Source organism: Sorangium sp. So ce693 (genome assembly GCF_051521375.1).
Classification (GTDB): Bacteria; Myxococcota_A; Polyangia; order Polyangiales; family Polyangiaceae; genus Sorangium; species Sorangium atrum.
The window spans coordinates 4300348-4322471 of sequence record NZ_CP150347.1; the positions used below are offsets into that span (position 1 = coordinate 4300348).

A 22124-nucleotide genomic window follows, 5' to 3' on the forward strand; every position below is an offset into this window, starting at 1 on the left:
GCCGGCTCGTGCTACGTTGCGCCGAAAATGGCCCGACGCGCTGCACGAGCTGCCCTTGCTGCCGCCGCCGTTTCCCTCGCGGTCCGGCTGGCGCCGCTTTCTGCTGCCGCCGCCGACGCCGGCGGGGCTCCCGGGCGGCGGGCGGCGGTGGTCCACGATCTCCCGGGCGTCCTCGCGCTCGCCGACCGCAATCACCCGAACGTCGCCGTCGCCCGCGCGAAGCTCGACCAGGTCCGCGCGCAGCTCGACGAGGCCCGGTTCGCCCCGTTCTCGCAGTTCAAGCTGACAGGCGGCGTCGCGCTCGCGCCGACCGTCCGCGGGAACAACGTCTTCAGCCCGAACACCGACGTCTCGCTCACCTCGAGCCTCGGGGTCGGCTGGCGCGTGAACATCGACGGCGTCATCCCGCTCTGGACGTTCGGGAAGATCACGAACCTCTGGGACGCCGCCGAGGCGAACGTCCGGGTGAACCAGGCGAGCGTCGAGAAGGAGCGGGACGCGGTGCGGCTCGACGTCCGCAAGGCCTACTTCGGCCTCCAGCTGGCGCGCGACTCGCGCAGCCTGCTCGTGGACGTGAGGGCCGAGATGGACAAGGCGCTCCGGCGCCTGGAGGAGCAGGTCGAGCGCGAGGAGGGCGATCCCATCGAGCTGCTCAAGCTGCAGACCTTCGGGGCCGAGCTCGAGGCGCGCGGGGCCGAGGCCGACAAATACATCTCGGTCGCGCTGGCGGGGCTGCGCTTCTACACGGGCGTCGCGGATCTCGACATCCCCGACCTCCCGATCCGCCCGCCGAAGCACCGGCTCGGCCACGTCACCCGTTACCTGACCGCGGCGCGCCTGTACCGACCGGAGCTCGCGCAGGCGCGCGCGGGCTTCGACGCGAGGTCCGCGCAGGTGCGGCTCGCGCGCGCGCAGCTGTTCCCCGACATCGGCATCGCCGTGCAGGTCGGGGTGAGCGCCGCCCCGGAGGTCGCGGATCAGCTGAACCCGTTCACCAACGACCCCGGCAACTTCTTCCACTACAGCGCGGCGCTCGCGCTGCAGTGGAAGCTCGACCTCTTGCCGCAAGCGGCGCGCATCCGCGCCGCCGAGGCGCAGCTCGAGGAGATGGCGGCGACGCAGCGCTTCGCCATGGGCGGGGTCGCGACCGAGGTCGAGACCGCCTATGCCGAGGTCGTGGAGGCCCAGAAGCGGCTCGACGCCTACAGCAAGGCGACCAAGTACGGGAAGCGCTGGCTCGTGATGGTGCAGCAAGGAATCGACGTCGGGACCATGACGGACAAGGATCTCATCGATCCAGCCAAGGCATATGCCACGAACCGATTTAACCAGCTGAACGCGACGATGGATCTCGACATGGCGATGTCGCGGCTCGCGAAGGCGACCGGCTGGGACGCCATCGCGCCGGACGGCACCTGAGCGAGGGGGGCGGCCGCGCTGAGGCACGCGCTGCGTCGCTCGGCTCCACGTCACCCCGGCTTGAACGCGACCGTCCTTGGCAGTACGGTGCGCGGACAGCATGGGAGCCAACGTCAACGTCGAGCAGGCGCCGCACAAGGTGGCTTTGGCAGCGAGCGGTGATGCGGCGCGGCGCGCGGCGAGCGGGGCCTCCGCGGGCGCCAGCATCGCGTTTTACGTCCTGCTCGCGGCGTCGGCCCTCGCCATCATCGGCACTCTCCACTTCGTGGCGTACGTCGTGCCGACCGAGGCCACGATGGGGATCGTGCAGAAGATCTTCTACTTCCACGCCCCCGCCGGGTACGCGATGTACATCGGCGCGACCGTCTGCTTCATCGGCTCCGCCGGCTACCTCGCGCGCGGCACCCAGCGCTGGGATTCGCTGGCAAAGGCCGGCGCCGAGGTCGCCGTGGCGATGGGGCTGATCGTCCTCGTCACCGGCCCGCTGTGGGCCGCCAAGGCGTGGGGCGTGTACTGGACGTGGGATCCGCGCCTCACGACGTCGCTGCTCAGCGTGCTTATCTACATCGCTTACGTCGTGCTCCGCGCCTTCACCGGCGACAGCGACGCCGAGCGCAAGTTCGCGGCGGCCCTGGGCGTCCTCGGCGCGGCCAACCTGCCGATCATCCATTATTCGGTGAAGATGTGGGGCGGTAACCACCCCACGGTCATCACGGGCAAAGGCGGCGGCCTCGGGCACCCCGACATGAAGATGGCGCTCGGCTTCGGCTTCCTCTCGTTCACCCTGCTCACCCTCGCGCTCGTGTGGGCGCGCTACCGCGTCGATCTCGCGTCGTCGCGGCTCGCGGAGATCGAGCAAGAGGCCCTCGAAGCCGGCATCGGAGAGGACTGACAACGTGAATTCCCATCATTCCTTGTTCTCCCATGCGGCGTTGCAGCAGCCGACGAGCACCACGTCGGACGACCGGTCGCAGGCGTTCCGCCCCGTCCAGGGGGGGAACGACATGCAGAGCGGAGAGAAGCTGCTGGTCGAGGCGTACGCCGCGATCTGGCTCATCCTCTTCGCGCTGGTCTTCCTCTCCTGGCGCCGGCAGAAGCAGATCGACCGGCGCATCGACGCGCTGGAGGCCGCCGTGCAGAAGGCGCGGTCTGGAGCAGGCCAGGGGGCGAGCTGATGCCGAACCTGGGGGAGATGACCCCGCAGCACGCGCTCTACATCCCCGTGGTGCTGATGCTCGGGCTGATCGTCGGCTACATCCTGGGCAGCCGCGCCGTGCGGGCCGAGCTAGAGCGACGTAAGCGCAGAATGAAGCAGTGACGGGGGCGCAGGCCCCTCGTCCCGCGTAGCTGGCGGGCTCGGTGAGCGCCGTCCCCGCCCCACGAGCCGGAGGTCACAAGGTGGTCGATTTCTCTGTGAGCGAAGAGCACAAGGCTCTCATCGATACGGCGCGTCGCTTCACGAAGGAGCGCATCCTCCCGATCGCGGCCGAGTGCGATCAGAAATCGTACTTCCCGATGGATGTCTTCGTGGAGGGCTGGAACATCGGGCTCGTCAACCCGACCTGCCCGGCCGAGTACGGCGGCCCGGGGATGGGCGAGCTCGAGAACGCCCTCCTCGCCGAGGAGCTCTCGTACGGGTGTACCGGGATCCAGACGAGCTTCCTCGCGAACGGCCTCGCGCTCACCCCCATCAAGCTCGCCGGCAGCGAGGAGCAGAAGAAGAAGTACCTCGGCATGCTCACCGCCGAGCCGATCATGGCGAGCTACTGCACGAGCGAGCCGGACGCGGGCAGCGACGTCGCGGGCCTCAAGACCCGCTTCACGAAGCACGGGGACGACTACGTGCTGAACGGGCAGAAGTGCTGGATCACGAACGCGAGCTACGCGCGCTACTACGTGATCTTCGCGACGTCGAACCCGGAGCTGCGGCACAAGGGGATCGCGGCGTTCATCGTCGACCGCGACACGCCCGGCGTGCGCGTCGGCAAGAAGGAGGACAAGCTCGGCCAGCGCGCGAGCGACACCGCCCAGGTGTTCCTCGACGATGTGAAGGTGCCGAAGGCGAACCTGCTCGCGCCCGAGGGGCAGGGCTTCAAGCTCGCCATGGAGACCTTCAACCAGACCCGCCCGGACATCGGCGCGGCCGCGACCGGCCTGATGCGGCGCTGCGTCGACGAGTGCGTGGCCTACGCCAAGGAGCGCAAGACCTTCGGCCAGCCGATCGGCAGCCACCAGCTCATCCAGTGGATGCTCGCGGAGATGGCGATCCGCGTCGAGGGCACGCGCCTGCTCTACCAGAAGGCCGCGTGGAACCTCGATCACGGGGTGCGCGACCCGATCGTGTCGAGCTTCGCGAAGGCCTACGGCGCCGACAGCGCCATGCAGACGGCCGTGGACGCCGTGCAGGTGTTCGGCGGCAACGGCTATGTGAAGGAGTACCCCGTCGAGAAGATGATGCGCGACGCGAAGGTCCTCCAGATCTACGAGGGCACGAGCCAGATCCAGCGCCTCGTCATCGCGCGCCAGCTGCTGGCGTAGCGCATAGCGCGCCAGCTGCTGGCGTAGCGCATAGCGCGCCGCGAGGGCGCGCCAGCGGCCGCGAGGCGCGCCAGCGGCCGCGAGGCGCGGCCAGCGTGTCAGATCTGCGGGTGCCAGATCAGCGTGAGCTCGGGGCCGAGCGTGAGCGCGAGGCCCTCGGCGGGCACCATCACGCGGCGGACCTTCTGGCCCGCGAACCTCGTCCCGTTCGTCGAGCAGAGATCGAGGGCCATGATCTCCGTGCCGTCCCGCAGGAGCAGCAGGTGGGTCCGCGAGATGTGCGTGCTCAGGACGGCGCGCAGGCCGCGGTCCAGGCAGTTGTCGGCGCGCCCGAGGAGCACGCCGTCGTCGAGCGCTTGCTGGGGCAGCTCGACCGCGGCGCTGCGCTCGCTCGATTGCAGCGTGAGCCGCACGTACCCGCTCTTCGCGCGCGGGGCCACCATCTCCTCGATGTGCGAGACGGGGCGCACCGACGTGATGTGGGAGATCTCTCCGCGGGCGAAGCGGTGGCTGGTCGTGATGCCCTCGGTCGCCGCCGGCGGCGCGGCGCCCTCGCTGACGGCCTTGCCCGCGATGCTCTCGATCCCGCGCGGCGGCTCGCTCATCCCGCACGAGCTCACCTCCAGCGCCCTCGACGAGGCGCGCGGCCCGACCGGGAGCCCGCCGACCACGTGCTTGCCGATGCGCACGAGCAGCGGGCCGCTGACGACGATCGATCGCCGCGGCACGTCGTCGTCCACGAAGAAGGGGATCGAGGTCTGCAGATCCATGAGCCGCAGGCCGAAGGCGCCGTCGGGGAGGTTGCAGCAGGTGGCGACCAGGTGGCGCACGCAGACGTCGTCGCCCGACGCGAACTTCATGTCGCAGCGCGGGTGCGAACCGAAGACGGCATACGCGCCGCTGTTCGCGGGCAGGTCCAGCCACGCGACGTCACCGCCTGACACCCGGAACAGCCGGTACCCCTCGCTCATCGGCGACTCGGGAGGGTTCAGCGCCATCACCGCCTCGGCGGTGGACAGGGCGCGCCGCATCGTGGCGACGTCGATCCGCGGTTCTACCGTCATCGCGCGCTCCACGAGCGGCGCGAGGTCGCGCGCCCCGCAGTCCGCGTCGGACCGCCGAGCGCGAGCGTGAACGGCGGAGTCGCTGCGCAGGCCTCCGGCAGAGCCGCGGCAGGAGCGAGCGTGGTGGATGTCAGACAGCGGCGAGGCCTCATGCGGTCGAGCCGAATCCTACCGGAATTTTTCGTCTGGGGCTCTTTCGCTGCGCGCCCCGAATCTGCTGTGGCCGGCGGGGCTCAGGTCGAGACGACGGCTGTCCGGCTCAGCTCACGCCGACGCTGACCTCCGCAACGAGCTCGCCACCCCAGCGCCAGAAGGCCACCGAGCGGCTGAACAGGACGATGACCTCCAGCCCGAGCCCTCCGCCCAATTCGAGCCGAAAGCGCCCGACGTCCACCTCGATGAGTTGCATGCTCCCCGAAGACGCGAGAGTCGGGCCAACCGTGGATCCGTGCGCGTTGCACGCTGGTGTGTCCGCCGGAGGCACGGCCTCCCCGCGGCCCGCAGGGCGCGCCGGCCCGCGTCGGCGGGCCAGGGCGCGGACGCGCTGCGCGCCGCCGCGCGAGGGGGGCAGCGGGGCGGCGACGTGGCGGGCCCGCGGCGGGGGGCAGGGGCGAGCGCCGGCGGACGCAGGCGAGCGGGCGCGGGGCCGTCGCGCGGTCGTCGACAGCCGCGCCATTTTGACGCCGCCCGCACGGTGTCTATCCTGGTCGCGGTGTCCCGGATCCTCCCACGCTTCGACTATCGCATCGAGTTCGCCGCATCGACCGATGTCGGCCTCGTCCGCCCGAGCAATGAGGACCGGATCCTCTGTTGCCCCGAGCTCGCCCTCTTCGGCATCGCCGACGGGATGGGCGGCCACGCCGCGGGCGAGGTCGCCGCTCAGATCGCCGTCGACACGGTGCGCGCCGAGGTGCTCCGTCCGCCCGCCGCCGACATCCTCGACGCGTACGTGGCCGACCCGAACATCGAGGCGCGGCGCGAGGTGTTCGCGCTGCTCCGGCGCGTGGGCGAGGCCGCGCACGCGGCCATCCTGGAGGCGCGCCGCACGGAGCCGAGTTACCAGGGGATGGGCACGACGCTCGATTTCGTCTTGCTCGCGCACAGCCGCGCGTTCTTCGCCCACGCGGGCGACAGCCGCGCGTACCTGGTTCGCCCGACGACCACCGTCCAGCTCACCCAGGACCACGCCCTCTACGATACGCTCCGCGCGGCCGGCAACCCGACCCCGGCCAGGAAGCCGCAACGGAACCCGCTCGTGAACGCGATCGGGCTCGCGGGCACCGTCGCCGTCGACACCGTGTTCGTCGATCTCTCGCGCGGCGACCGCATCATCCTCTGCACCGACGGGGTGCACAACGCGGTCGACAGCGAGGCGTCGCTCTCCCGCTTCTGCTCGAAGGGCGGGCCCGAGGAGGTCGCCGCCGGCCTCCTCGGCCACGCGCGCGAGCGGGGGGGCCACGACAACGCGAGCGTGATCGTCATCGACATCAAGGAGCGCTTCGTGAAGCGCGCGGACGACGCCGGCCCGTCCTCGCGTGATCTGTCGGTGCTCTCCGCGTGCCCGCTCCTCGCCGGCATGAGCCCAGCGGCGGTGCTCGGGGCGCTCGCGGCCGGCGTGGAGGTGGAGCTCTGCGCGGGGGATCGGATCCCGCGCGACGTCGCCAGCGATCTGGTCGCTTACCTGGTGCTCGACGGCGCCGTGAACCTGCCGGACGGGCGGCGCGTCGGGTCCTCCGGGCTGCTCTTCCCCGAGTCGCTCGTGGGCGCGCGGCGCAAGGGCGATCTGCCCGTGGCCGCGGCGCGCACGCGGCTCATCCGGATCCGCAAGGACGATTTCGCCGAGGTCTGCGAGCACGACGCGGAGCTCGCGGCCGCCCTCTACCAGCGGCTCGCGCGGTACCTCGCGCTCGGGACCGGATGAGCGGGGCCGCGATGCAGCTCTCCCTGCTCCACCTGGACGATCGCGTCGCGGCCTTCGCGAAGCCGTCCGGGCTGCTCGTGCACCGCGGCTGGGGCAGCGCGCCGGTCGTGTTCGTCGACCTCGCCGAGCGCGCGCTGGGCCGGAAGGTCTACCCGGTCCACCGCCTCGACCGGGCCACGAGCGGCGTGCTGCTGGTCGCGCTCGACCCCGCCGCCGCGGCGCTGCTCGGCGCGCAGTTCGAGCAGGGCCTCGCGCGGAAGCGCTACCTGGCGCTCGTCCGCGGCGTTCCCCCCGAGCGCGGGTGCATCGATCACCCGATCCCGCGGCGCGAGGGGGGCCCGCGCGTCCCGGCCGTCACCGACTTCGAGCGCCTCCACGCGCTCGAGCGCTACGCCGTCGTCGAGGCGCGCCCGCGCACGGGCCGGCTGCACCAGGTGCGGAGGCACCTCAAGCACATCAGCCACCCGATCATCGGCGACGTGAACTACGGCAAGGGCGAGCACAACCGCCTGTTCCGCGAGCGCTATGCGCTGCACCGCCTCGCGCTCCACGCGGCCGAGCTCGCCGTCGCCCACCCCGAGACGGGCGCGCCGCTGCGCCTCGCCGCGCCGCTGCCCGACGACCTGCGAGGCCCGTTCGATCAGCTGGGCGTGCCGGCGTGGATCGGCGCCGTCGGCGACGCGATCGCTAGCCCGCCCCTGGATCGCGGCGCTCCGGGGTGACGCCGTGGCCGGCGCGGATCCCCTCGAGGGAGAGCGCCGGGCCTCGCTGGACGAAGCCGCCGTCGAACGGGTTCTCGGCGAGGAACATGGGCGTGTCGAGATCGACGAACGAGAACCCGCCGAGGCCGGCGGCGAGGCACGCCGACGCCGTCATCGCGAGCACCGACTCGACCATCCCGCCGATCATGAGCCCGAGCCCCGCGGCGCGGGCGACCGCCGCGATGTCGAGCGCCTCGGCGATGCCGCCCTTCATCAGCTTGATGTTGACAACGGTCGCCGCGCGCTCGGCCGCGACGCGGAGGACGTCCTCCGCGGAGGCGGCGCTCTCGTCGGCGGCCACGTCGACGCCGGCGCGCCGCGTGACCTCCTTCATGCCGTCCCAGTCGTCCCGAGGCACTGGCTGCTCCAGCAGCGCGACGTCCGCGCCGAGCCGGCGCGCGTGCGCGACGAGCGCGAGCGCCTCGCCCGCCGTGAGCCCGCCGTTGCCGTCGAGGATCAGCGACGCCCCGGGCGCGGCCGCGCGGATCGCCTCGATGCGCGCCGGGTCCGACGCGGCGAGGCGGCCGCCGACCTTCACCTTGAGCGTGCGGAAGCCCATGCCCGAGGCGCGCCGCGCGGCCTCCTCCGCGCGCTCCGGCGAGCCGGTGGTGATGGTGATGTCGGTCGTGAGCGCCGTCCCGGAGCCGCCGAAGAAGGCCCAGAGCGGCATGCCGGCGCGCTTCGTCAGCGCGTCGAGGATCGCGGTCTCGATCGCGCAGCGCGCCGCGCCCGCGCCGCCCCCGGCCGCCGTGCGGAGCGCGCGCGCGACGGCGCGCCACGCGCGCGCGTCCGAGCCCACCACGGCCTCGCGCAGGGAGAGGGCGGCCGCGCGCGACCCGTCCTGCGTCTCGCCGTTGAAGGCGGGCAGCGGCGCCGCCTCGCCGAAGCCGAGCGTCCCGTCGGCGAGCTCCACGGTGACGAGGAGGTTCGCCGCGCGCTCCTGCGCGCCGCCGGCGATGCCGAACGGCTCGTGCAGCGGGATGTCGAGCGCCTCGACCGAGACGCGTCGGATCAGGGTGGGGGTCGTCAAGACGGGCGTCGCCTCCTCGGGAGCCTCAAGGGGATTGGCGGCCGCCGTCGGCGGGCGGCGGAGCGGCCCCCGGGCCGAGGAGCGCCTCGATCTCCCGGGAGATCTTGTCCTCCTCGCCGTCCTCGTAGCCCGCGTGGATATGGCGCACGACGCCGCCCCGATCGACGACGAACGCGGTCGGCATCCTCCGCGGCTTGTACGCCTTCTCCGCGCTCTGGTCCTTGTCCCAGAGGATCTTGAACCTGACCCCCGCCTCGTCCGCGAACGCCGTGAGCTGCTCCGTCGAGACGTCCTCGGGCGCATCGAGGGAGACGGCGAGCACGGCGAGATCGCCGCCGAAGCGGTCGAGGAGCGCCTGGTACTTGGGGAACGACCTCCTGCAGGGGCGGCAGTAGGTCGCCCAGAAATCGACGATCACCACCTTGCCGCGCGCGTCCTTGAGCGTGGAGGGCCCCTCGCCGCTCACGACCTCGGCAGCGAGCTCGGGCGCCGCCGAGCCGATCAGGCCGCCGCCCGTCTCGGGCGCCGGGGGCGCGAGGGGCGCGGCGCCGCCGCAGCCGCCCGCGAGCGAGAGGGCGAGCGAGGCGCAGAGGGCCGCGAGGACACGGGCGAACGACGGCGATGGACTGGGCCTCATGACGAGATCTCCCTCCTCGGTCAGGGCTCGCGATCGACGATGGAAGCGAGCATCTCTCCCTCGGCGCAGAGCGTCCCGTCGACGCTCGCCTCGCCGCGCAGCTTCCAGACGTTCGAGCGGTGGTGCAGCACCTCGGCGTAGAGATCGAGCCGGTCGCCGGGCGTCACGGTGTGGCGGAACTTCGCCTTGTCGATGCCAAGGAAGAACATGAGGTTCGACGTCGCGTCGAACGGATCCGACGCGTAGGCGAGGATGCCGCCGAGCTGCGTGAGCGACTCGAGGATCAGCACCCCGGGCATGATCGGCCGCTGGGGGAAGTGCCCCTGGAACCAGGGCTCGTTGTAAGCGACGCACTTGTAGCCGCGGATGCACTTGTTGGCGGTGATCTCCGTCACCCGGTCGACCATCACGAGGGGGTAACGGTGCGGCAGGATCGACAGGATCTGATGGATGTCGAGCGTGACGGGCGCTTGGGTTCGGTCAGGCAAGGCCGGCTCCTTTCCGCGGTGTGGAGCGCGCGGGCGGCGCGCTACTTCGCGTCGTCCTTCTTCTCTGCCTTGTCGCCGCCGGCGTCGTCCTCGCCGCCGCCGGTGTTGTAGAGCTGGATGACCTGCTCCGTCAGGTCGAGATCGGCGCGGACGTACGGGGCCGCTTGCTTGTCGAAGATGATCTCGTAGCTCGACTTCTTCGCGATCCTGCCGACGATGAGCATCATCTTCTTGAGGATGGGCCCGGTGAGCTCGCCCTGCTTCTTCTGGAGCTCCTTGTTGTAGTCGACGAACACGGTCTGGAGCTCGACCATCTGGCGCTGCCAGTCCTCCATCCGCTTCTGGAGCGACTCGCGCGAGAGCACGCGCGACTGCTTCTCGATGTCCTCGCGCGCCCGCTGGAGCTCGGTCTGCTTCGCGTCGAGCTCCTGCTGCCGCCGGTCGAAGAGCTTCTTCAGCGTGGCCTGCGCCCGGATGCCGTCCTCCGTCTGCATGACGGCGTGCTGCACGTCGACGACGGCGATCCGGGTCTCGGCGGCGGCGACGCTCGGCGCGGCGAGGGCGAGCGACACGGCGGCGGCGCGGGCGATCCGGGCGAGGAGCGGCGCGGACCGATGCGCGGACCGATGAACAGGAGAGCGGGCGACCATTGGAGCCGATTACCTGCCGCGTGACGGACGGTCAAGGTGTGCGGCGGATCAGAGGCACTTGCCCGAGATGCAGCTCTCGCCATCGGGGCAAGGCTCGTCGAGCGAGCACTCCGGCGCGACCTCCTCCCGCGTCTTGCAGAACCCGTCGTCGCAGCCGACGAAGCGGCTGTCGATGAGCTGGCAGGCCCGCGTGTTCTCGCACGGGTAGTGGCAGTAGCCGTCATCCATGCACTCCTGGCCCTGCGCCGCGCAGGCCTTGGCGCCGCAGCCGGGCTGAGGAGAGGGGTCATCCATGCACGCGCCGGTGGCCGCGTTGCACACCTCGCCGGGCGCGCAGTCCGCGTGCGTCGCGCAGCCGGTGGTGCAGGCGCCGTCGACGCAGACCGCGCCGCCCTCGCACGGGGCCGCGTCGCTGCACGCGGGGTTCGCGGGGTCGGGGACGCAGACCCCGCGGTCGCAGCGCGTGCCGGGCTCCGCGCAGGGCGCGGCGTTGGAGCAGCCATCGGCGCACTCGCCGTTCACGCACACCCTGCCGTCGCCGCACTCGTAGCTGAACTCGCACGCCGCGATGCAGAGCCCGTCGACGCACCGCGTGCCGTCCTCGCACGCGCCGTCGCCCTCGCAGGGACACGTCGTGAGCTCCGCGTCGCAGTCGGTCTCCGCGCCGCCCGCGCCGCCCGCGCCCCCCTGGCCCGCGCCGCCCTGACCCGGGTCTGCAGGACCCGCGCCGCCCCGACCGCCGCTGCTGGTGTCGATGTCCGGCTCCACGGGGCGACACCCGTAGCCGTCGCAGAGGAAACAGTTGTCGCCATCGGGGTCGCACTGGAGCGACGCGTCGCCACAGCCGCCGCAGCCCGTCGCGGTCGCGGCGATCATCAGGAACAGCGCGCCTCGACCCAGGATCTTCGCAAGGGGGGAATGAAGAAGCATCGAAGTCCTCCAGCGGCGGCCGGCACCGGCGCGGCCTTCCCGCACGACTACCATGACGCGCGCTAACACGCAGCGTGCCACGGGGCGGCAGGAGAGGAGCGCCGGGAAGCCCGACGAGGCGCTCGTTTTGTGAACCCGCTTGTGAACCTGCGTTCACCTGCGCTCGTCGCGCGAGGTTCACTGATCCGCGGGGGTCGCGCGGCGGCGAGGCGGGGGACGGCCGGCGATCGAGGCCCGGGAGTGATGGAGAATGCCGCAGCAGGCGCTTCCGGTCAGGGCGAAGGCGCGGGGGCGCTCCCTGCGAGCGGCCCGGCCGGTCACCCCGCGAGGATCAGGAGCGGTACCCCGCGTTCACGTCGACGTAGCCGTGTCCGAGATCGCTCGTGAGGTACGCGAAGTCGCCGGGGCCGCTGCCGAGCACGAGCTCGATGACGTAGGTGTCGCGCGCGAGCACCTCGTTGGCCTTGAGCTCGGCTTCCGCCCCGACCGGCGCGCCGTTTCGCACGATCGGGATCCCGCCGACGAGGATCTGGGCCTCGCGCGGGTCGAACGGGACGCCGGCGCGGCCCGCGGCGGCGAGCAGCCGCCCCCAGTTCGCGTCCTTGCCGAACAGCGCTGTCTTCACGAGCATCGACGTGGCCACCGTGCGCGCGACGGCGCGCGCACCGTCGCGCGTCGCGAGCCCGCGGACGCGGATCTCGGCGACGTGCGTGCTGCCCTCGCCGTCGGCCACCATCGAGCGCGCGAGCTCGCCGCAGACCTCGGTGAGGCCCGCCGAGAGCTCGTCGCGCGAGACGCGGCGCTGGGACGCGCCGGAGGACAAGAGGAGCACCGTGTCGTTGGTGCTGGTGTCCCCGTCGACGCTGCACGCGTTGAACGTCACGTCGCACGAGGCCGCCAGGGCCTCGCTCGCCTCGCCGGCGTCGAGCACGGCGTCGGTGAACAGGAAGACGAGCATCGTCGCGTGGGGCGGGCCCACGTCGGGGTGGATCATCCCGGCGCCCTTGCCGATGCCGAGCAGCGTCGCGCCGGCGCCGAGCTTGCGCTGCGCGAGCTTCGGCCAGCGGTCCGTCGTGCAGATCGCCTGGGCGAAGTCGAGGTAGCCCTTCGGCGACAGGCGCGCCGACAGCTCGGGGACACGCTCGATGATCCGGTGCGCGGGAAGGACGGCGCCGATCACGCCGGTCGAGGCGGGGAGCACCTCGTCCTCCGAGGCGCCGATGGACTCCGCGACGGCGCGCGTCGTATCGAGCGTCGCCTTCCACCCTGCCTCGCCCGTGCAGGCGTTCGCACACCCGCTGTTGGCGACGACGGCGCGAGCGCGCCCCGACCGGACGCGCTGCATGGCGATGTCCACGGGGGCCGCGCGCACCAGATTCCGCGTGAACATGCCGGCCACGACCGCCGGCTGATCGGCCACCGCGAGCGCGACATCGATGCGCCCGTCTTTCCGGATCCCGGCGCTGACGGCGCCGAAGCGAAAACCTGCAACTGGCTCGAAGCTCATGAGGGCGCGGAGTCTACGCACGAACGCGCGCCGGGAGAAAGCGACAAGCGGGGGGCAGGCGCCGCGGGGGATGAGAGGCCCGGAGGCGGCCGAGCTGAGCGCGGCATTTGCAATGCTTCGCCTCGATGATCGCGGTCCGTATTGTCGACATCAAGGGCCTGTATCTGCCGGGCTTTCCCGACAGCACGGCGCCGCCGGGGACGACGCGGGCGGCTGGATACAAGCCCGGTTACAAGAGCGTCGATAACCGGGGACGCGTCTACATCAATCGAGATCTCGATGGGCAGTGGGCAAAGAATACGCAGCTCGTCGAGATCACCGTCGAGGTGACGAGCTCCGAGGGCGAGCTGCCAGAAGGAGCCCGGATTCGCTGGAGCGCGCGCGATCCCGACGATCCCTCGAATGAGCGGCCGGAGGTGCACCCGGACTGGGGTCCCACCCTCGACGAGAACGATTACGACGCCGCGGGGGGCTATGTGGGGCCGGTCGAGGACGACAACGAGGGAACGCAGGACAGGGCGTCTGGCTGGGAAGAGGTGGAGGGCTACGCGCTGTCCGACGTGACGGAGACCAGCGCGAGCACGGCGATCGTCGGGAGGAGGAGCAAGGTCCGGCGCCACATGACCGATATCGCAGGAGACAACCTGATCGTGAGCGCCGCGCTCGACGCCGCTGGCGTCGCCGAGGCGGCCGGCGACGAGACCGGGATCATGACGCTCTGGCGCCGTATCGACGTCGAGTACATCCGGATGGAGAGCGCGCCCCCGCTGCCCGTGGAGCTGGCGCCGGAGCACTTCGAGCCGGTCTTCACCCAGCTCGATTTCGCCGAGGCGCGCGTCATCCAGGACCTGCAGCGCCTGGCGCCCGACGCGGAGACGCTCGGCGACATGGCCGCGCGCTTCGTGAGCGAGCACTTCGAGCACGCCGGGGAGCCTGGCTGGTTCTGCCTGATCGCCGCGCTCGAGCCGCACCCGGTGCCCGAGGTCCGGGGCGAGGTGCTGTTCTCCGGGAGCGTCGCGATCCTCGACGGCGGCGAGGGCGAGCGGCGCAGCGAGTACGTGGAGATCCCTGGCACCCACCCGGACGCGAGCTACATCACGTTTCGCTGGGAAAGCTGGCAGATCAGCTTCTCGGTCGCGAGCGCGGCCGTCCTCGACGACCCGCCGCGGACCCGCCTCTGGCTCGCGCCGCACGACATCCAGAGCCAGTTCACGGCGGGCGACGGGTCCCTGGCGCACGCGTACGAGAGGCGCCTCTTCTTCTTCCCGCGGGCCCGCCGCAGGGACGGGGCGTGGGAGCCCCCGGGCTACGGCATCCCCGCGAGCGTCGAGGCCGACGTGCGGGGCTCAGGGGCCGCCTATGTCGCCGGCATGAGCCCCACGATCGACGTCGGGCCGGCGAGGTACTTCGCCGGCAGGACCATCCTCTTCACCCACCACAGGGCGTGGTGGGACCCCGAGGCGGCGCAGCCCCGGCGCGGCTACGAGCAAGGCACGCTCCACACGATCGTCCACGAGCTCACGCACGCCTTCGGGATGCCGCACAAGTGCGGCTACTTCGATTACCGGCAGCCGCGCCGGACGACGTGCTGCATGAACTATCGGTCCCACTGGATGGTGGACGCCGACCAGCAGCTCATCCCTGGGACCGACGGGCGGGTCGGCAACGACCTGTGCGGGCGCCACGTGAAGGAGACCCGGCGCGTGCGCCTCGAGAACAACAGGGGGCTTCGATGGAGATGAGGGGCTGTCATGTCCGATGAACACGCGCGGAGCGCCGGGGACCCGGCCGGCCCGCCTGGGCTGGTGCTCCGCTCGCTCGATCACGATCACCGCTATGTGCTCGGCTTCCCCCTGCACGTGGCCATCACGCTGTGCGCCGACCGCCCTGGCGCCTGCATCCTGCGGCTACCGCGCCCGAGCTGGGCGGGCAACGCCGGCGCCATCGGCGTCCGCCTCGCGCGGGCGGGCACCGGCGAGGAGGTCGTGAGGACCGAGCCCTCGCCGGTCGTGCTCCCTGAGCACGGCACGCCGGTGTTCCGCCTGTGCCCGGGCGAGTGCAGGCGCATGCTCATCGACGTCTCGTCGTACCTCCCGGCGGGGCTCGATCCCGGGCAGTACACGCTGGCGATCGTCTACGTCGGGCCGCCGAACCGGGCGGAGAGCGCGCCGGTGCCGGTCGAGCTCGCGGCGCCGAGCCCCGAGGAGCAGCGCGAGCTCGGGCGCCTCGCGCCCGAGGCCGCCCGCGCGGGCTCCTGGGGCCGCTGGACGAGCCTCCCTCCGGACAGCGGCGCGGCGGTCACGGGCCGCGTGGAGCCGGGCGATCCGCTCCGCTTCGACAGCCTCTTGCGTTATCTGCTGTACGGGCCGCAGCCGCTCGGCGACGTGGACCCGGCCATCCTCGACGTGCTCCGCGGCGTCTACGAGCCGGAGGCCCAGGCGCTCCGCGCCGAGATCTACGCCGCGCGGGGGGACACGGCGCGCTTCGCGGAGACGGTGGCGCTCATCCGGGCCGCTCACCCGGGGCTCGGCTGGTGGATCGAACAGATCGCGGCGGGGCAGAGCGAGATCGGCTTCGTCCGGGCGTGCCGGGCGAACCCGTGCGGCGGGTGAGCGGCGGCGCCGGTCCACGTCTGCCAACGCCCGCCCACGCCCTCGTCGCCGCGCCGGCTCCACACGCGGATCACGCGATTGCAACGCGATGGTCACCTTGAGCGGGTTCACTTGTCGCAGAGCGATGCGTGACGCGATGCGAGCGATGGCGAGGTGCTTCTACAAAAGGACGCGGTCGTGAGCGCGCTGCCCCCCGACGCCGTGGCGTCGCTCCCGGGCGCGGAGGCCGCCGCCGTCTCGTGGCGCACGCAGGGCCAGCGCTACATCACGATCATCGTCAAGGCGAGCTTCGCGTTCACGCCCGGCGCGGCCATGTGGCGGACGGAGCCGCAGGAGATCCTCCGCGCCGAGGTGCATCACGGCAAGAACCCCGCGCGGAGCGTGCGGTTCACCGGCGATCTCGCGCCCTACCTCGGCCGCGCGGACGTGCTCTTCACGGGCGACGCGCACGCCCCTGACGGGGCGCATGTCGAGTCCTTGCCGGTGCGGCTCGCGGTCTTCGGCGCGAGCGGCTGCGCGCTCGACAAACGCCTCCTCGTCCGCGACAAGAAGCCGTTCCAGCGGATGCCCCTCGTGTACGAGAAGGCAGCGCGCGGCGCGAACGGGTTGGAGAACCCCTTCGGCATCGACGCGAGCGACGGCGAGGCCCGCGTCCTCGACCCGCAGGACCCCGCGCGGCCCGCGGGGCTCGGCCCGATCGCGCGCGCCTGGCCCGTGCGCAAGCGGCTGCTCGGCAAGACCCGGCGCGAGACGCTCGAGGGCCCGAACGCGGAGATCCCCGCTGGCTTCGACTGGTCGTACTTCCAGGCGGCGCCCCCGGACCAGCGGATCGAGTATCTGCGCGGCGACGAGTGGATCGTGCTCGAGAATTTGCACCCGGCCGCTCGCCGGCTGGAGATGCGCCTGCCCCGGGCGCGCGGCATGGCGCGGATCCACGGGCTCGGCGCGCCTCCTGCGACAGGGGGCGACGTCATCGAGCTCAACGCGGACACGCTCCGGATCGACGGCGCCGAGCAGCGCTGCACGGTCGTGTGGCGTCAGATCGTCCCTGTCCACGACGACGCCCTCGCGGCCGTGCGGATCGCCGCCGGCGTCGCGGTCGACGGCGAGGAGCTCGCGTGGCCCGACCTGCGCCCCGGGCGGGCCTCGGGCGCCGCGAGCGCGGCTCCGGGGGCGCTCCTGATCGGCCCGCAAGGGACCGTGCACATCGAGGACGCGCCCGGCGCGCCTGGCCCGGCGCGCCTTCGGGACGGGGATCCGGGGCGCACCATCCACCTCTCGGACGACGAGATCGAGATCATCGACCTGATCCAGCGCCCGTCGCCGCTGCAGACGGTCGCGCTCACCGACGAGCAGGGCGAGGCGGCGGTGCGCGCGGCGGCGCTTCCGTTCGCGGCCGCGCCGGGATCGGCCAGGCAGAGCCGGCCCGAGCCGGCGCGACCGCTGAACGATGCCGTCGCGAGCGCGACGCTCACCGACGAGCACGGCGAAACGGTGATGCGCGCGCCGGCGCTGCCGTTTGCGGCCGCGCCGGGATTGGCGAGGCAGAGCCGGCCCGAGCCAGCGCGACCGCTGATCGACGCCGTCGCGAGCGCAACGCTCGCCCTGTCGAGCGAGGAGGAGGTGCGCGTTGGTGAGCGGCCCGCGATCCCGTTCTTCTTCGACCCGAGGTCGGCGCCGCGCCTCGATCTCAGGCTCAGGGCGCCAATCGTCGGCGCGCCATGGTCTGGCGCGCTCGCTTCACCCGCGCCCGGCCCGTCCATGGGGCTCGCGACCCTCGCGTTGGAGGATGCTCCGCCGCCGTCCGCCGAGGTGTTGCCGCCGCCCGTCGAGGTGTTGCCGCCGCCCGTCGAGTCTTCGTCCTACGCCGCCCCCGCTTCGGGCGTCCTCGTGCGCGAGCCCGAGCGACCCGCCGCGTCCCGCTTCTTTCACGTCCTCCGGCGCGAGGACGAATCGCCCTCCGGGCCGCTCCCGCCGCTCGGAGACGGCGAAGAGGTGAGCCTCGAGCGGTGCGCGATCATCACGGCGGAGCTCGCCGAGAAGCCGGTCCCCCGCGCCGACGTGCTCAAGGCGCACGGCCTCTCGGAGGCGCGCTGGGCGGAGGCCGAGCGGCGGTGGCGGGACTCGATGACGGAAGAGGCCAGGTGCCGTGAGCGGGCGCTCCGCGACAGGTTCGACGCGGCCTATGTCGGCGCGTGGGAAGCTGTCTGTGGCCCGCTGCATGCGGCCGATTATGCCCGGCTGATCGTCGCGACCGAGCGCAGCGGCGGCGCGGCGGCGCTCGGCGAGCGCGCGATCCGACGCACCGTGTGGGTGCGCATCAAGCGGCTCTGGGCCAGGCGCCTCGCCGAAGATCCGCGGCTCAGAGCCCGCGTCGAGGCCGAGATCGCGAGGCTGCGCGAGGCGCCGCGCCAGCGCGCGCAGGGCGGCGCTCTCACGGCGCACGCCGTCTGAGCGCAAGCGCGAGGCGCCGCGCCAGCGCGCGCTGGCGCGCCGCGTCCACGAGGAACTCCGCGTCAGGACATTGCTCCCGGTCGGCCCGGTGCGCGGCGCGCGACGCGCTCCAGCAAGCCTGGTACTCACACCGCGAGAATGCGCGCGCTCCCGTACCTGTTTATCGCCGTCGATGGTGGATTCATCCTGTACTGGTTGATCACGGTGCTGCACGTCATCCCGGCCGAGCACCTGTTCAACGACTACGACAACCCGCTGATGGTCGCCTGGAACTGGTCGTTCCTGCCGATCGATCTCGCCGTGTCGGTGACGGGGTTCGGCGCGCTCTCGCTGCGACGCAAGGGGATCGCGGCCTGGGAGCGGCTCGCGACCGTGTCGCTCGTCTTCACGACCTCGTCCGGCCTGATGGCGATCTCGTTCTGGGCCATCGTGGGCGACTACAATCTCTCCTGGTGGGCGCCCAACCTGTTCCTTCTCGTCTATCCATGGTTCTTCCTCCCCCGGCTCCTCATGAAGGCCTGAGCTCGACCGCTGCCCGGTTGCCGCGCGCGGCCGTGGCCACGCCGCCTCGCGCGTCGGGGCGAGCCCAGGCCGGGGGGCGGCGGATCGACGGCCGCGCCCCGCCGGGGAAGGGCGCGGCGCGCCGTGCCCCTTGACCGCGGCGCGCGGGGTTCCGAACATCGAAGGCAGTGGGAGTCATCGTCCGCTCATGATCGACGCGTCAACGCTGGGCAAGGAGCTCGCGGGCCGGTACAGCGTGGAGGGGCTGCTCGGCGTGGGCTCGATGGGCGCCGTCTTCCGCGCGCGCCACCTCGCGCTCGCTCGGGTCGTGGCGATCAAGGTGCTCACCGGGCACACGGAGCCGAACGCCGGGGAGCGGATGCTGCGCGAGGCGCGCATCTCGGCGCTCATCAAGTCGCCGCACGTGGTGAGCTGCTACGACTTCGGCTTCCTGTCGAGCCGATCGCCGTTCATGGTGATGGAATACGTGGGCGGCCCGTCGCTGGCCGCGCGGCTCCAGGGCGGGCCGCTGCCGCTCGACGATCTGCGGCGTTACATGCTCCACGCGGCGCGGGGGATGGCCGCCGCGACCGAGCTCGGCGTGATGCACCGCGACCTGAAGCCGTCGAACATGCTGATCGCGCCGTCAGGGGAGCTGAAGGTCGCCGACTTCGGCCTCGCGCGCCTGACCGCCACGACGGGGCCGTCCGCGCTCCGGGAGCAGCCCCTCACCGCGATGGGGACGGTGCTGGGGACGCCGTTCTACATGGCGCCCGAGCAGGCGTGGAGCCCGCAGGAGAGCGACACGCGCGCGGACATCTACAGCTATGGCGCGTCGTTTTACCACGCGGCCACGGGACAGCGGCCGTTCGAGGAGCAGGAGCTCCTGCCGCTCCTGCTCGCGCACCGGCAGGACATCCCGGCCCGGCCGCGGGCGCTCCGTCCCGAGCTCGACGAGGACGTGCAGGCCGTCCTGGAGCGCTGCCTGGCCAAGGACCCGAAGGACCGCTTCCAGTCCTTCGAGGAGATCGACACCGCCCTCGTGGGCGCCCAGAGCACCCGCTGGGGGGACCCGCACGACCTGACGCTCCGTGTGTACATGGAGCAGTACAAGCGCTTCCGGCCCGCCCTCCTGTCGGGTGGCCCTGCGGGGCCGGTCACGGCCTTCCAGTTCCACGGGGACAGGACGCTCTCGATCGTGCGCGCGAACATCGCAGGTGTGTTGGCCGACGCGCTCGTGAGCGCGGACGACGGGCAGCTCACCATGTCGGGCGGCGTGGCGCTCGCCCTGAACCACGCGAGCGGCGGCGTGTGCCACATGGAGACGCGCAAGTACGTTCCCGTGCGTCACGGCGGGGTGGTGGTCAGCTCCGCTGGCAGGTTGAACGCGCGGTTCGTGTTTCACGCGATCACGCTCGACTGGGATCACGTGGCGACCTACAGGCCGACGCGCGACCTCATCCTGCGGCTCCTGGAAGGGTGCTTTTATCACGCGGACACGATGAAGCTCCGGAGCATGGCGCTGCCGCTGCTCGGGGCGGGGAGGGCGGGATTCTCGCCCGCCGAGTGCCTCGACACGATGGTGGAGTTCCTGGTGAAGGCGATGCTCCTCGGCGGGACAGGGCTGTCCCATGTGACGATCGTGCTGCGGGAGGGCGCTGGGGTCTGAGCGATCGTCCTGTCGATAGGTAGCGCCGCGTCAGCGCCCCCGGCGATTACCAACGTGAACGTGAACGTCTGAGGATCCCGCACATTTTTGATCCGTTTCGGACGCGCCAAGCGTCTGAAATATCATGGGAAATCCCGATGTACCGGAAGCGATGCCGTCGATCGTGCGCGAGTTCGAGACGGTGCAGCTGGGCGACGCGCCTGCATCAGCGGGTCCGGGCTGTGGTGGCGCGGCTGAGCGTGGCGCCGGGCGAGAGTTTCCCGGACTCGCTGAAGACAGAAGCCGAGCTGGAGGGCTTCTACCGGCTCCTTGGCAACAAGCGCGTGTCGTATGGTGCGCTGGTGCAAGCCCACAGCGAGCAGACCCTCGAGCGGATGGCCGGTCACGACACGGTTCGTGCGGTGCATGACACCACCGCGGTCGCCTTCGACGGCGACGGAGCACGCAAAGGGCTCGGTCCGCTCAACGGCAAGGACACCCAGGGCTTTTTGGCGCACGCGACGCTCGCCGTGGCCACCGACGCGATCAACCAGCCGCTTGGACTGCTGGGCCTTGCCTGCTGGGCCCGCAAAGCCTCCGCCCTCTCCAAGAGCCCACGCAAGAAAAACAGGACGGGCAGCGACTATGCGCGCATGGCCGACAAGGAGTCGACGCGCTGGCTGCGGCAGGTGGAGGCGGCCGAGCAGGCCGTGGGCGACCGCACGTCGCTGCTGCACATCATGGACCGCGAGGCCGACGCCTACCCGCTTCTGTGCGCCATGGTCGAGCAGGGCCACCGCTTCGTCGTGCGCATGGCGCGGGATCGAAACGTGTCGGAACTGGCCGAGGACGAGGAAGAATCGCTCGACGACAGCGCACGGCTGCGGCTGAGCGAGGCGCTGGTCGAGCTGCCGATCCGGCTCAGTCGCGAGGTCGTGCTCACCCAACGCCGCGCCGGCCCTGTACCGGCGAGCAAACGCGCGCACCCCGAGCGCTCGGAGCGGATGGCCACGCTGGGCGTCGGCGCGCGGCGCGTGGCGCTGCGCCGTCCCTACTACCTGCCCGAGCTGGCCGAAGAGCTCGCGGTCAACGTCGTGGTTGTGCAGGAGATCGACCCGCCAGCGGGCGAAGAGCCGGTGGCGTGGGTGCTGGCCACCAACGAGCCCGTCGACACGCCCGACCAGATCGGAGCGATCGTCGACCATTATCGGGCACGGTGGCTCATCGAGGAGTTCTTCAAGGCGCTCAAGACCGGCTGCGCCCTCGAGACGCGCCAGCTCGAGAGCTTCCAGAGCCTGACGAACGCGCTGGCGCTGTTCGCCCCGATCGCGTGGCAGATGCTGCTGCTGCGCTCGCTGTCACGCCTTGAGCCCAACGCGCCTGCGGAACGAGCCCTGAACCCCACGCAGCTGAAGCTGCTGCACCAGCACCAGCCCAAGAAGTTGCCGGCTCAGGGGGCGACGGTAGTCGATGCGCTCTACGCCGTTGCCGGTCTTGGTGGACATCTGAAGCGCAACGGTCCCCCCGGCTGGCTGACGCTCGCGCGCGGAATGCAGACCTTGCTCATGCTGGAGACGGGCTGGAACGCCGCCCTTGCCAACGCAGCGAAAACTAAGGGGGAAATGTGATCAATCCTCAGACGTGAACGTGGTCGTGGTCGTGGTCGTGGTCGTCGACGACACGATGGTGGACGTGAACGTTCCGCGAAAACCTTGGGCGACGATTGGGGACGTCTACGTTCACGATCGAGCCGTTGACGACCACGACCACGTTCACGACCACGACCACGTTCACGACCACGACCACGTTCACGACCACGACCACGACCACGTTGGTGACTTGCCGGGGGGCGGGCTTGGTGCCCTGAACGCGCTTGGTGAACCCCGATGAGGGAGAGGGGGCGCGCTCGCGGGCCTGTCGGGTACGGACCGGTGGCCTGGGTAACGGTTCAGACCGGGAGCCTG

General features: G+C 71.6%; 22 protein-coding genes. 14 read left to right on the forward strand and 8 right to left on the reverse strand.

Annotated features, from left to right (window positions below; all coding sequences use genetic code 11):
• The first annotated feature begins 27 nt into the window (after positions 1–27).
• From WMF14_RS16330 to WMF14_RS16350, 5 genes are all read left to right on the forward strand, one after another.
• Positions 28–1419, forward strand: coding sequence for a TolC family protein (locus WMF14_RS16330; RefSeq protein WP_437802004.1), 1392 nt, complete (start codon positions 28–30; stop codon positions 1417–1419).
• Positions 1420–1519: 100 nt separating this feature from the next.
• On the forward strand, positions 1520–2311 hold the full coding sequence (locus WMF14_RS16335) for a cytochrome c biogenesis protein (RefSeq protein WP_437802006.1): 792 nt from the start codon (positions 1520–1522) through the stop codon (positions 2309–2311).
• Between the two features lie 4 nt (positions 2312–2315).
• The gene (locus tag WMF14_RS16340) at positions 2316–2594 is read left to right on the forward strand and encodes a CcmD family protein (protein WP_437802008.1); all 279 of its coding nucleotides are present in this window, start codon (positions 2316–2318) and stop codon (positions 2592–2594) included.
• Positions 2594–2737, forward strand: a complete 144-nt coding sequence (locus tag WMF14_RS16345) for a hypothetical protein (RefSeq protein ID WP_272098058.1) — start codon at positions 2594–2596, stop codon at positions 2735–2737. The genes WMF14_RS16340 and WMF14_RS16345 overlap by 1 nt, the downstream gene beginning before the upstream one ends.
• A gap of 80 nt (positions 2738–2817) precedes the next feature.
• Positions 2818–3957: an acyl-CoA dehydrogenase family protein gene (locus tag WMF14_RS16350; protein ID WP_437802010.1), complete on the forward strand. Its 1140-nt coding sequence runs from the start codon at positions 2818–2820 to the stop codon at positions 3955–3957.
• 98 nt (positions 3958–4055) lie between these two features.
• On the opposite strand, the gene WMF14_RS16355 is transcribed toward WMF14_RS16350, so the two are convergent.
• Positions 4056–5021 carry an FHA domain-containing protein gene (locus WMF14_RS16355; protein ID WP_272098060.1) on the reverse strand — a complete coding sequence of 322 codons (966 nt, stop codon included), beginning with the start codon at positions 5019–5021 and terminating at the stop codon, positions 4056–4058.
• A gap of 259 nt (positions 5022–5280) precedes the next feature.
• Positions 5281–5430 (reverse strand): hypothetical protein, encoded by a 150-nt coding sequence (locus WMF14_RS16360; protein ID WP_272098061.1) that lies wholly within the window; start codon positions 5428–5430, stop codon positions 5281–5283.
• 303 nt (positions 5431–5733) lie between these two features.
• On the opposite strand from WMF14_RS16360, the gene WMF14_RS16365 reads away from it, so the two are divergent.
• Both WMF14_RS16365 and WMF14_RS16370 read left to right on the forward strand, forming a co-directional pair.
• A complete protein-coding gene (locus WMF14_RS16365) occupies positions 5734–6942 on the forward strand; it encodes a protein phosphatase 2C domain-containing protein (RefSeq protein ID WP_437802012.1) in 1209 nt (402 codons plus the stop codon).
• An 11-nt stretch (positions 6943–6953) separates the two neighbouring features.
• Positions 6954–7664, forward strand: coding sequence for a pseudouridine synthase (locus WMF14_RS16370; protein WP_437802014.1), 711 nt, complete (start codon positions 6954–6956; stop codon positions 7662–7664).
• Here WMF14_RS16370 and WMF14_RS16375 read toward each other — a convergent pair.
• The 6 genes from WMF14_RS16375 to argJ form a co-directional block, all read right to left on the reverse strand.
• Complete coding sequence (locus tag WMF14_RS16375) at positions 7630–8733, reverse strand: dipeptide epimerase (RefSeq protein ID WP_437802016.1); 1104 nt, start codon at positions 8731–8733, stop codon at positions 7630–7632. The genes WMF14_RS16370 and WMF14_RS16375 overlap by 35 nt on opposite strands.
• Before the next feature lie 25 nt (positions 8734–8758).
• Positions 8759–9370: a TlpA family protein disulfide reductase gene (locus tag WMF14_RS16380; protein ID WP_437802018.1), complete on the reverse strand. Its 612-nt coding sequence runs from the start codon at positions 9368–9370 to the stop codon at positions 8759–8761.
• 20 nt (positions 9371–9390) lie between these two features.
• Positions 9391–9858: a 3-hydroxyacyl-ACP dehydratase FabZ gene (fabZ, locus tag WMF14_RS16385; RefSeq protein WP_272098066.1), complete on the reverse strand. Its 468-nt coding sequence runs from the start codon at positions 9856–9858 to the stop codon at positions 9391–9393.
• Positions 9859–9899: 41 nt separating this feature from the next.
• Complete coding sequence (locus WMF14_RS16390; protein ID WP_437802020.1) at positions 9900–10508, reverse strand: OmpH family outer membrane protein; 609 nt, start codon at positions 10506–10508, stop codon at positions 9900–9902.
• A gap of 48 nt (positions 10509–10556) precedes the next feature.
• Positions 10557–11438 (reverse strand): hypothetical protein, encoded by an 882-nt coding sequence (locus WMF14_RS16395; RefSeq protein WP_437802022.1) that lies wholly within the window; start codon positions 11436–11438, stop codon positions 10557–10559.
• Between the two features lie 331 nt (positions 11439–11769).
• Positions 11770–12945 carry a bifunctional glutamate N-acetyltransferase/amino-acid acetyltransferase ArgJ gene (gene argJ, locus WMF14_RS16400; protein ID WP_437329634.1) on the reverse strand — a complete coding sequence of 392 codons (1176 nt, stop codon included), beginning with the start codon at positions 12943–12945 and terminating at the stop codon, positions 11770–11772.
• Positions 12946–13070: 125 nt separating this feature from the next.
• Between argJ and WMF14_RS16405 the strand changes: the two genes are divergently transcribed.
• From WMF14_RS16405 to WMF14_RS16435, 7 genes are all read left to right on the forward strand, one after another.
• Positions 13071–14687 (forward strand): hypothetical protein, encoded by a 1617-nt coding sequence (locus WMF14_RS16405; RefSeq protein WP_437802024.1) that lies wholly within the window; start codon positions 13071–13073, stop codon positions 14685–14687.
• 9 nt (positions 14688–14696) lie between these two features.
• Positions 14697–15557 (forward strand): hypothetical protein, encoded by an 861-nt coding sequence (locus tag WMF14_RS16410; protein WP_437802026.1) that lies wholly within the window; start codon positions 14697–14699, stop codon positions 15555–15557.
• A gap of 153 nt (positions 15558–15710) precedes the next feature.
• Positions 15711–18011 carry a DUF2169 family type VI secretion system accessory protein gene (locus WMF14_RS16415; RefSeq protein WP_437802028.1) on the forward strand — a complete coding sequence of 767 codons (2301 nt, stop codon included), beginning with the start codon at positions 15711–15713 and terminating at the stop codon, positions 18009–18011.
• A 138-nt stretch (positions 18012–18149) separates the two neighbouring features.
• Positions 18150–18533 carry a DUF5360 family protein gene (locus WMF14_RS16420; RefSeq protein ID WP_437802030.1) on the forward strand — a complete coding sequence of 128 codons (384 nt, stop codon included), beginning with the start codon at positions 18150–18152 and terminating at the stop codon, positions 18531–18533.
• A 187-nt stretch (positions 18534–18720) separates the two neighbouring features.
• Entirely contained in the window at positions 18721–20181 is a 1461-nt protein-coding gene (locus WMF14_RS16425) for a serine/threonine-protein kinase (protein WP_437802032.1), read from the forward strand.
• A gap of 137 nt (positions 20182–20318) precedes the next feature.
• Entirely contained in the window at positions 20319–21788 is a 1470-nt protein-coding gene (locus WMF14_RS16430) for an IS4 family transposase (protein WP_437802034.1), read from the forward strand.
• Positions 21789–21801: 13 nt separating this feature from the next.
• The gene (locus WMF14_RS16435; RefSeq protein ID WP_437802036.1) at positions 21802–22050 is read left to right on the forward strand and encodes a hypothetical protein; all 249 of its coding nucleotides are present in this window, start codon (positions 21802–21804) and stop codon (positions 22048–22050) included.
• Positions 22051–22124: the final 74 nt, after the last annotated feature.